Origin of the sequence: Glycomyces albidus (genome assembly GCF_009451885.1) — a bacterium.
Taxonomy (GTDB): domain Bacteria; phylum Actinomycetota; class Actinomycetes; order Mycobacteriales; family Micromonosporaceae; genus Glycomyces; species Glycomyces albidus.
Genome location: NZ_WIAO01000014.1, coordinates 127245 through 135980, shown reverse-complemented (window position 1 = coordinate 135980; position 8736 = coordinate 127245). Strand labels below are relative to the sequence as shown.

Below are 8736 nucleotides of genomic sequence, written 5' to 3'. Positions count from 1 at the left end.
CCATCGGCCGCCTCAAGCGCTACCGCGCCATCGCCACCCGCTACGACAAGCTCGCCATCCGCTACGAAGCGGCCATCCAAGTCGCAATGATCCTCGACTGGAAACCCAGTTCGTAAACACGACCTAGTGGGTTCGTCGATTTTCGACCGGCATCAGCACGGTGCGGACGGCCGAATGATCCGCCCGAAAACCCTCCGGCCTCTTTGTCGCTGCCGCTTGAACCTCGGGTGCCGCCTTCCATGAAGTCGGCAGAGGTCCCGCTGTGCGCGTCTGGCGTGGCCGCCGCAGGAGCGAGATCCGGTCTGAGATCCGTTCCCGAGTCCGTCCGAGCGACGGACCCGCCCCGATGTCGCCCTGAGGACGAGAGACGGCGGCTAACCAGCCCGCAGGACCACGGTGCACCGGCCCGTCCCGGGGAGTGGGATGTAGAGACGGATACCTTGGGCCGCATCGGATCCCGAGAGATGCGTGTAGTCCTCGCCCGGGTGGTAGCCGCGGGTGAAGGGGGCCGTGGCGTCGACTTCGACCGAGATGAGGTCCTCGCCGCGCCGGTATGCGGCCGCGCCGGCTTCGAGTTCGAAGCCGCCCTCGACCGGGCGGACGCCTTCGAGCTGCCCGCCGTCGCGGAACGACAGTTCGAGCACCTGCCGAACCCGGGCCGGGTCGGCCTCGACCCGGATCTGGGCCTCGCGGTCGCCGAGGACCACCTGCACCTCGGTCGTGAGCGCGACCTCCTCGGCCGGGCGGTGCCCGAAGTCCATCGCCGCCGAGAAGCGGCCCTCGTCCACAAGGGAGTAGTTCGCGTCCTCGCGCCGGAACTCCGCCGGGAGCGGCCCGTAATAGGCCGCGCCCGCCCGCTCGCGCAGGACGAACGTGTTGCCCGCGGCTTCGAGGCCCTGCGCCCGGAAGGGGCCCAGACCGAAGAAGTCCCGCGAGAGCCGGACCGAGTCGAGCACGGCCTCGCCCGCGAACAGCCGCAGGAACGTCGGGTTCGTCGCCAGACCCGACCGGATCCGGCCCTGCGCCCCGTAGTCCGATCCGCCGTAGACGCTCACCGCGAAGTCGCCGCAGCGCGCCACGGCCAGACCCGATGCGCCGAACACGGCCGTGCCGGGCCGGCGGGGCTCGGCGGGCGGGAGGGGGCCCGCGAGCGCCGGCTCCAGGAGGATCTCCGCCAGCGTGCCCGCCGGATCGGCGATCTCGGCGGACAGCTCCTCCGCGACCGCCGCGAAGTCGCCGCGGCCGCGTTCGATCGCGAAGCGCCGGAACTGCATCAGGAAGGGAGCGAGCCGGATCGAGCCGCGCTGGTCCTGGCGCCGCGAGTGCACCGTCTCGACCGTGCCGTCCGGCAGCGCGGCCGCGGCGATCGCCTCCAGGCTCCGGACCACCAGGTCCAGCAGCGCGGGCCGGTCGAGGATCGTGCCGATGGCCGTCAGGGACGGGTTCGAGACGTGCAGGGCGTAGTTCGCGCTCCGCTCCGAGTACCAGCCGTCGGCGTCGATGTCGACGCCCTCGGCCAGCCACTGGTCGATGCGCTCGACCAGGCGCGGGTCGGGCCAGTGCCGGTGCAGCCGGGCCAGCGCCGAGCAGAGCTCCCAGCGGTGGTTCGGGGTGTGGACCCCGCCCAGGCGCAGGGGCTCCGCGGCCGCGGCGGCGATCGCCGCGAGCGCCGAAGCCAAGGGCCGCAACCAGTCCGCACCTTCGATGAGCGCGTACGCGTCGCACAGGTCGTTGATCGTGAACGCCGTGTCCGGCGGGGACGCGAAGTTCTCGCCGTCGAACAGGCCGTTGCCGGCCTGCATCCACGACAGGTGCGCCACCAGGCGCCCGGCCGCCGCCGCGGCCTCCTCCGATCCGAAGAGCGCGGACGCCGGGTTCACCGCGCAGGCGGCGAGCGCCTTCGCGGCGCTCATGACCGCGCGGTGGTGCGGGTCGCCGGCCAGCAGGGCCTCGACCCCGCCGAGGACCTCCCGCGCCCGCTCGTCGGCGGCCGCGGTCACGGCCGCCGCGAACTCAGTCCTTGAGGCCGGCATTGATGTCCTCGTTCATGACGTACTTCTGGAACACGATGAAGATGAGCACCAGCGGCAGGATCGACATCACCGACGCGGCCAGCAGCAGCGGCCAGTCGATGTTCTCGGCCCCCACGATGCTGCGCAGCGCGATCTGGAGCGTGAACTTGCGTTCGTCGCCGACGACGATGAGCGGCCAGACGTAGTCGTTCCAGCGCCACTGGAACGAGAAGATCGCCAGGGTCATGATGATCGGCCGCGACATCGGCAGCATGATCCGGAAGAAGATCCCGATCTCGCGGGCGCCGTCGATGCGCGCCGCCTCCAGGATGTCGTCCGGGATCGACAGGAAGAACTGCCGGAACATGAACACGCCCGTGGCCGTCAGGATCGACGGGACGACCAGGCCCGCGAAGGTGTCGTACATGCCGAGGTTGCGGATCACGATGAACGTGGGCGACAGGATGACCTCGGTCGGCAGCATCGTCGTGGCGAGGATGCAGATGAAGAAGACCCTGATCCAGCGCTGGTCGCGGTACTTCGCGAGCGCGTACCCGGTCATCGCGCTGGCCATCACCGTCAGCGCCGTCGTCGTCAGCGAGACGGCCAGCGTGTTGGAGAAGTACAGCATGAAGTCGAACCGGCTCCACGCCTTCTCGAACCCGCCGATGGTCGGGTTCTCGGGCAGGAACGAGAGCGGGTACTGGAACAGCTCCGAGCCGGGTTTGAAGGCGCTCAGCAGGAACCACAGCACCGGGAACGCGTAGACGGCGGCGAGGAGCCACAGGAACGCGGTGAGCGGAATGGACGTGCCGAGCTCTTTGACCTTGCGGGCCTTGCGCCTGCGGGGATTCACGGCGGTCTCGGGGTGCAGTGTCGCGGTGCTCATGCGCCCCTCCTCCGGTTGACCGCCATCTGGAGCAGTGCGATGGACAGCAGGATGACAAGCAGGATCATCGAGACGGCGCTGGCGTAGCCGACGTCGGCGCGCTTGAAGCCGGTCTCGTAGATGTACTGGATGAGGAACACGTTCGACGTGCCCGGTCCGCCGCCGTTGAGGGCCTGGACCATCGCGAACTCCTTCATGGCGCCCAGCGACGACAGCAGGACCACCAGGAACGAAGTGGGCGCGATCGAGGGCAGGGTGATGTGGCGGAACCGCTGCCAGGCGTTCGCGCCGTCGATCTCGGCGGCCTCGTAGTAGGCGCGCGGGACGTTCTTGAGGGCGGCGATGAAGATGAGCATGTTGAACGCCGTGCCGCCCCAGGTCGCGGCCATGACCACGACCATGAGCGCGAGGTCGGGGTCGGTCTGCCAGGCGAGCGGGTTCGCGCCGAGTTCGGTGGCGACGTAGTTGACGAAGCCGAAGCTCTCGCCGAACATCCACCGCCAGATCACTCCGGCGACGATGGGGGAGATGAGCCACGGGAAGAAGAACACGATCTTCGCCGCGGACCTGCCCTTGGCGTGGTTGGAGACGAGCAGCGAGGCCACGGTCAGCGACATGACGTACATGAGCGGGACGCTGAAGGCCGCGAACAGGAGGCTGCGGGTGAGCGCCTGGTAGAACGTCGGGTCGCCGAACAGCTTCTCGTAGTTGGCGAGGCCGATGAAGTCGAAGGTCCCGATGCCGGTGTAGTCGGTGAACGAGTAGATCAGGCCCAGGCTGCCGGGCCAGACGAAGAACACGGCGAACAGGACGATGCTGATGCCGGCGAGCCCGAAGGGGGCGAGCCGGTACTCGGGGCGCCGGCCCTTGCCGGGCCGCTGTCGCGGCCCGGCGGGGCGTGCGGTTTCGATGGCGGTGGCCGTCAAGGGTTACTCGCAGGTGATGTTCTCGTTGAGCGACGCGATGATGTTCGCGATGGTCGTGGGGACGTCCTGCTCGCCGTTGGCGAGCTTGACGGCCTCGTCCTTGAGCGGGTCGGCGTCGCCGCCCGCGGTCTGGCCCTGGTAGACCATCCGGAGGGCCGTCTGCTCCTGGGAGCTGGAGACGGCGGGGTCGGCGGCGGCGATCTCCTCGTTGTAGAGGTCGAAGCTGGCCTGGGCGTCGCCGTAGTCGATGTCGAGGCCCTGGATCACCGGGAGGAACCCGGAGATCTCGGCGATCTCGGTGTAGTTCTCGGGCGCGAACAGCCAGGAGATGAAGTCGAGCGCGGCCTGGGACTTCTCGCCGCTGTAGGCCACGATGTAGCCGCCGCCGAGGTTGGTGGCGCGGCGGGTCTGGGCCGGCATGAGCGCCGAGGCCCACTCGAAGTCGGTGATGTTGGCCTGGAAGTCGGCGACCTGCCAGGACCCGGAGTAGTAGGCGGCGACCTGGCCGCTCTTGAACAGGGCGTTCGCGTCGTCGCCGGAGACCCACACCGAGCGCGGCATGATGTCGTCGTCGTTGATGTCGGCGAAGAACTGGAGCGCCGCGGTCGTCTCGGCCTCCTTGGTCGAGTACGTGCAGTCGTCGCCGAGGGTGAACCCGTCGCTGCCGAACTGGTACATGAAGGAGCGCAGCCGGTGCGAGGACGGGTCCATGACCAGCCCGTAGCGCGCTCCAGTCGCGGCCTTGACCTCGGTGACCGCGGCGATGAACTCGTCCCAGGTCCAGATCTGGTCCGCGGTGGTCGGGTAGGCGACGCCGGCCTGGTCGAACAGGCTCTTGTTGACGTAGAGGCCGACGGCGGTGAGGTCGGTGAGGAAGGTCGGGACCGCGCCCTCCTCGTTCTCGGCGAGGAGGTTCTCCATGATGCCGCGTTCGGCGGCGATGTCGGAGAGGTCCTCGAGCTGGTTCATCCAGATCGGGTCGATCGCGGTGACGCGGGCGAGGTCGGGCAGGCCGTCGGCCTGGGCGGCGTTGCGCAGGCGGGTGTTGAAGTCGTCGTAGGGAATGTCGTCGATATCGACCGTCACGCCGGTCTCCTCGAAGTACTTGTCGGCCATCGCCTGGAAGCCGCCGCCCTGGTTGGCGTCGCCGGACAGCCAGAACTTGATGGTGTCGGCGCCGCCTTCGTCTTCGCCGCCGCCGATGAACCCGCAGGCGCTGAGGGGCAGGGCCGCCGCACCGGCGGTGCCGGCGCTGAGGACGAGTCTTCTCTTCATTGAGCTTCTCTTTTCGGGAAAGGGGATTCGACGGCTGGGAACGACCGCCTTCCGAACCCGGGTGCCGACCACCCGGGACCGCGCGAACCAGCGTGACGCAGCGCAGTGCCACAGGTCACTCGTGAAACGCTTGCCCGAAACTACCAGACCTTCGACTAGCGCGCGACAGTAGGTCCCGACCTGTGGTTTTGCAGGCCCCGCGGTCGCGCTCCCAGGGCCTGCCGGACCCCTTGGGGTCCTTCACATGTCGGGTGAAAGGCCAGGTGTCAGTCGGCTTCGGCCGCCGCGGGCCGCTTCGCGGGGCGCCCGTCCTCCGGCTGCTTGTCGGGCCGGTCGTCCTCCGGCTCGGGCTCGGCGGCCCGCTCGGCCGCCGCGGCGGCCTCCACGGCCTCGTCGGCGGCCTGCTTCAGCAGGTCCGCCGTGCGCTGGGCGGTGCGCTCGGCCGCCTCGAAGAGGGCCGCCATGACCACGAGGGTCGAGCCGATCAGGACCAGGGCGAGACCGGCGGCGCCGCCCGAGACGAGGTAGGGCATCTGGCCGTCGACGTAGGCCAGCTCGGCCATGCCCATCCAGCCGAGGGTGATGACGGCGCCGCCGGCCAGCCAGAACAGGATGCCGAGCAGACGCAAACGGGCGGTAGGGGAACCGGACACAATTCACTCCATTGTGGGCTTGTGAGGGATTGTCGGAATTTCGTTACTTCGAGGTAACCGAATCTATCAATTCCTTGGTACCTTGTGACAGATGCCATAGCCCGTTTTCTCCCGAAGGGTGGCCTTAGATGGTGAACCATCCCCCCGTCCGCCGATTCCTCCTCGCCGCGGCGGCGGCGACCCTCGCCGCCGCCGGCCTCGCCGCCGCGCCCGCCTCGGCGCAGACCGCCGAGATCCTCGCGGCCGACAGCCCCGACGCCATCCCCGGCTCGTACATCGTCGTCTTCGAGGACGAGCCGAAGACCGCCGTCGTCGACGCGTTCGGCGGACAGGTCGAAGACGTCTTCGACTCCGCCGACACCGTCCTCGCCTCGATGAGCGAATCGGAGGCCGAACGCCTCGCCGCCGACCCCGCCGTCGCCTACGTCGAGCAGAACCAGACCGTCACCGTCGACGCGGTCCAGACCGACCCGCCCTCCTGGGGCCTCGACCGCATCGACCAGGACGCGCTCCCGCTCGACGCGGCCTACGCCTACCCGAACGCCGGCGAAGGCGTCACCGCCTACATCATCGACACCGGGATCTGGGCGGGCACGGCGGACTTCTCCGGCCGCACCGGCACCGGCTTCTCCGCGATCCTCCCCGGCCTCCAGGGCCTCGACTGCAACGGCCACGGCACCCACGTCGCCGGCACCGTCGGCGGCACCGAGCACGGCGTCGCCAAGGCGGTCACCATCGTGCCCGTCCAGGTCCTCAACTGCCTCGGCTCCGGCACCACCGCCGGCGTCATCGACGGCGTCGACTGGGTCACCGAGAACGCCGTCAAGCCCGCCGTCGCGAACATGAGCCTCGGCGGCGGCCTCAGCGACGCCCTCGACGCGGCCGTCGCGGCCTCGATCGACTCCGGCGTCACCTACGCGGTCGCCGCCGGCAACGAGACCGCCGACGCCTGCGGCGTCTCCCCGGCCCGCACCCCCGGCGCGATCACCGTCGCCGCCTCCACCGACGCCGACGCCCGCGCCGACTTCTCCAACTTCGGCCCGTGCGTCGACCTCTTCGCCCCCGGCCAGGACATCACCTCGCCGTACCTGTTCGGCACCCCGATGACCCTGAGCGGCACCTCCATGGCCTCGCCGCACGTCGCGGGCGCCGCCGCGCTCTACCTCTCGGCCCACCCGGACGCCACGCCCGCCGAGGTCGCCGACGCCCTGGCCGCCGCCGCCGTCCCCGGGGCGGTCGGCGACGTCCAAGGCAGCCCCAACCTGCTCCTCAACGTCACCGCCTGACCCGCATCGCACGCCGAAGGACCCGGCCCGCGCGGCCGGGTCCTCCGCGTTCCCCCGCCGGAGCCGGCGGACGACCCGTCCGGACCCCCGATCCGCCTCTGCCCCAGAACGGGCCCGCCCCCGCGCGCCGCGCTCCGCTGGCAGCGAACACGGAGCCCAGCCGCGTCCGATCGTCGCCGCGACGGGCTAAGGTCTGGATTGGCAGCCGCAACGCTGAACGCATATCGCCGACACAGAATGAAGGTGCAAAGACATGGAGCATTCGATTCCATTCTCCTCGCAGCTGGAGAGGGATGTCGTGAACGCGGTCGCCCGTCGCGGCGGCGGCGACGCGTCCTCGGTCGGCCTGGACAGCATGGTCTTCGACCGGCTGCTCAAGGAGCACATCCTCTTCCTGGGCTCGGACGTCAACTCCGAGATCGCGAACCGCCTGTGCGCCCAGCTCCTCCTGCTCGAAGCGGAGGACGACCAGCGCGACATCAAGCTCTACATCAACTCGCCCGGCGGCTCGGTCTACGACGGCATGGCCATCTACGACACCATGCAGTACATCAAGAACGACGTGCAGACCGTCGGCATGGGCATGGCCGCCTCCATGGGCCAGCTGCTCCTGTGCGCCGGCACCGCGGGCAAGCGCTACGCGCTCCCGCACGCGCGCATCATGATGCACCAGCCCTCCGGCGGCATCGGCGGCACGGCCTCCGACGTCGCGATCCTCGCCGAGCAGATGCTCTACACCAAGCAGATGTTCCAGGAGCGCGTCGCCGAGCACACCGGCCGCACGATCGAGGAGATCGAGCGCGACTCCGACCGCGACCGCTGGTTCACCGCCGCCGAGGCGAAGGACTACGGCTTCATCGACCACGTCGTCAAGCGGGTGGCCGACGTCCCCGCCGGCTCGAACTAGAGAACACCAGGAGGGGAACCAGATGATGGACATCCACGCCCAGTCCGCGGGCGGTTTCGACCCGCGGGCCCGCTACATCGTCCCGTCGTTCACCGAGAAGACCTCGTACGGGATCAAGGAGATGAACCCGTACAACAAGATGTTCGAGGACCGGATCATCTTCCTCGGGTCCCCCGTGGACGACACCTCGGCCAACGACATCATGAGCCAGCTGATCGTCCTCGAGGGCAACGACCCCGACCGGGACATCATCATGTACATCAACTCGCCCGGCGGCTCGCTCACCGCGCTCATGGCCATCTACGACACCATGCAGTACGTGCGCCCGGACATCCAGACCGTGTGCATGGGCCAGGCCGCCTCGGCCGCCGCCGTGCTCCTCGCCGCCGGGACCCCCGGCAAGCGCACCGCGCTGCCGAACTCCCGCGTGATCATCCACCAGCCCGCCACCGAAGGCACCTTCGGCCAGGCGTCCGACATGGAGATCCAGGCCCGCGAGATCATGCGCATGCGCGACCAGCTCGAGAAGATCCTCGCCCGGCACACCGGCCAGGACCTCACCAAGGTCCGCCGCGACATCGAGCGCGACAAGATCTTCACCGCCGAGGAGGCCGTCGCCTACGGCCTGGTCGACAACGTCCTCAACTACCGCAAGAAGAACGCCCTGCCGGCCGAAGCGGCCGCGTAAGACGTACCGCCGGGAGTGGGGGGGCCCCCCCCCGGGCCCCCCCCCCCCCCAACCCCCGGCACACCCCCATCAACCCAAAAACCAAGCCACGACCCCAGAC

Annotated in this window: 8 protein-coding genes and 1 pseudogene; 4 read left to right on the top strand and 5 right to left on the bottom strand. The window is 69.4% G+C overall.

Annotated elements, in window-relative coordinates; genetic code table 11:
• A pseudogene (locus GFD30_RS28265) lies at nucleotides 1–116 on the top strand (IS5 family transposase); the annotation flags it as partial.
• Nucleotides 117–374: 258 nt separating this feature from the next.
• On the opposite strand, the gene GFD30_RS13350 reads toward GFD30_RS28265, so the two are convergent.
• From GFD30_RS13350 to GFD30_RS13330, 5 genes are all read right to left on the bottom strand, one after another.
• Nucleotides 375–2033 (bottom strand): hypothetical protein, encoded by a 1659-nt coding sequence (locus GFD30_RS13350; protein ID WP_153025695.1) that lies wholly within the window; start codon nucleotides 2031–2033, stop codon nucleotides 375–377.
• Nucleotides 2014–2901, bottom strand: coding sequence for a carbohydrate ABC transporter permease (locus GFD30_RS13345; RefSeq protein ID WP_153025694.1), 888 nt, complete (start codon nucleotides 2899–2901; stop codon nucleotides 2014–2016). The genes GFD30_RS13350 and GFD30_RS13345 overlap by 20 nt, the downstream gene beginning before the upstream one ends.
• The gene (locus tag GFD30_RS13340) at nucleotides 2898–3827 is read right to left on the bottom strand and encodes a carbohydrate ABC transporter permease (protein ID WP_153025693.1); all 930 of its coding nucleotides are present in this window, start codon (nucleotides 3825–3827) and stop codon (nucleotides 2898–2900) included. Before GFD30_RS13340 ends, GFD30_RS13345 begins: the two co-directional genes overlap by 4 nt.
• 3 nt (nucleotides 3828–3830) lie before the next feature.
• Nucleotides 3831–5102, bottom strand: a complete 1272-nt coding sequence (locus GFD30_RS13335; protein ID WP_153025692.1) for an ABC transporter substrate-binding protein — start codon at nucleotides 5100–5102, stop codon at nucleotides 3831–3833.
• Between the two features lie 266 nt (nucleotides 5103–5368).
• Complete coding sequence (locus GFD30_RS13330; protein ID WP_153025691.1) at nucleotides 5369–5755, bottom strand: hypothetical protein; 387 nt, start codon at nucleotides 5753–5755, stop codon at nucleotides 5369–5371.
• A 128-nt stretch (nucleotides 5756–5883) separates the two neighbouring features.
• Here GFD30_RS13330 and GFD30_RS13325 point away from each other — a divergent pair, with 128 nt between their 5' ends.
• The 3 genes from GFD30_RS13325 (at nucleotide 5884) to GFD30_RS13315 (ending at nucleotide 8636) form a co-directional block, all read left to right on the top strand.
• A complete protein-coding gene (locus GFD30_RS13325; RefSeq protein ID WP_153025690.1) occupies nucleotides 5884–7041 on the top strand; it encodes a S8 family peptidase in 1158 nt (385 codons plus the stop codon).
• Nucleotides 7042–7294: 253 nt separating this feature from the next.
• Nucleotides 7295–7948 carry an ATP-dependent Clp protease proteolytic subunit gene (locus GFD30_RS13320; RefSeq protein WP_153025689.1) on the top strand — a complete coding sequence of 218 codons (654 nt, stop codon included), beginning with the start codon at nucleotides 7295–7297 and terminating at the stop codon, nucleotides 7946–7948.
• Between the two features lie 25 nt (nucleotides 7949–7973).
• The gene (locus GFD30_RS13315; RefSeq protein ID WP_153025707.1) at nucleotides 7974–8636 is read left to right on the top strand and encodes an ATP-dependent Clp protease proteolytic subunit; all 663 of its coding nucleotides are present in this window, start codon (nucleotides 7974–7976) and stop codon (nucleotides 8634–8636) included.
• Nucleotides 8637–8736: the final 100 nt, after the last annotated feature.

What these genes read in the sequence shown, in the direction of transcription:
- GFD30_RS13350 (WP_153025695.1), bottom strand. Translation starts at nt 2,033, where the DNA reads ATGCCGGCCTCAAGGACTGAGTTCGCGGCGGCCGTGACCGCGGCCGCC.
- GFD30_RS13345 (WP_153025694.1), bottom strand. Translation starts at nt 2,901, where the DNA reads ATGAGCACCGCGACACTGCACCCCGAGACCGCCGTGAATCCCCGCAGG.
- GFD30_RS13335 (WP_153025692.1), bottom strand. Translation starts at nt 5,102, where the DNA reads ATGAAGAGAAGACTCGTCCTCAGCGCCGGCACCGCCGGTGCGGCGGCC.
- GFD30_RS13325 (WP_153025690.1), top strand. Translation starts at nt 5,884, where the DNA reads ATGGTGAACCATCCCCCCGTCCGCCGATTCCTCCTCGCCGCGGCGGCG.
- GFD30_RS13320 (WP_153025689.1), top strand. Translation starts at nt 7,295, where the DNA reads ATGGAGCATTCGATTCCATTCTCCTCGCAGCTGGAGAGGGATGTCGTG.
- GFD30_RS13315 (WP_153025707.1), top strand. Translation starts at nt 7,974, where the DNA reads ATGGACATCCACGCCCAGTCCGCGGGCGGTTTCGACCCGCGGGCCCGC.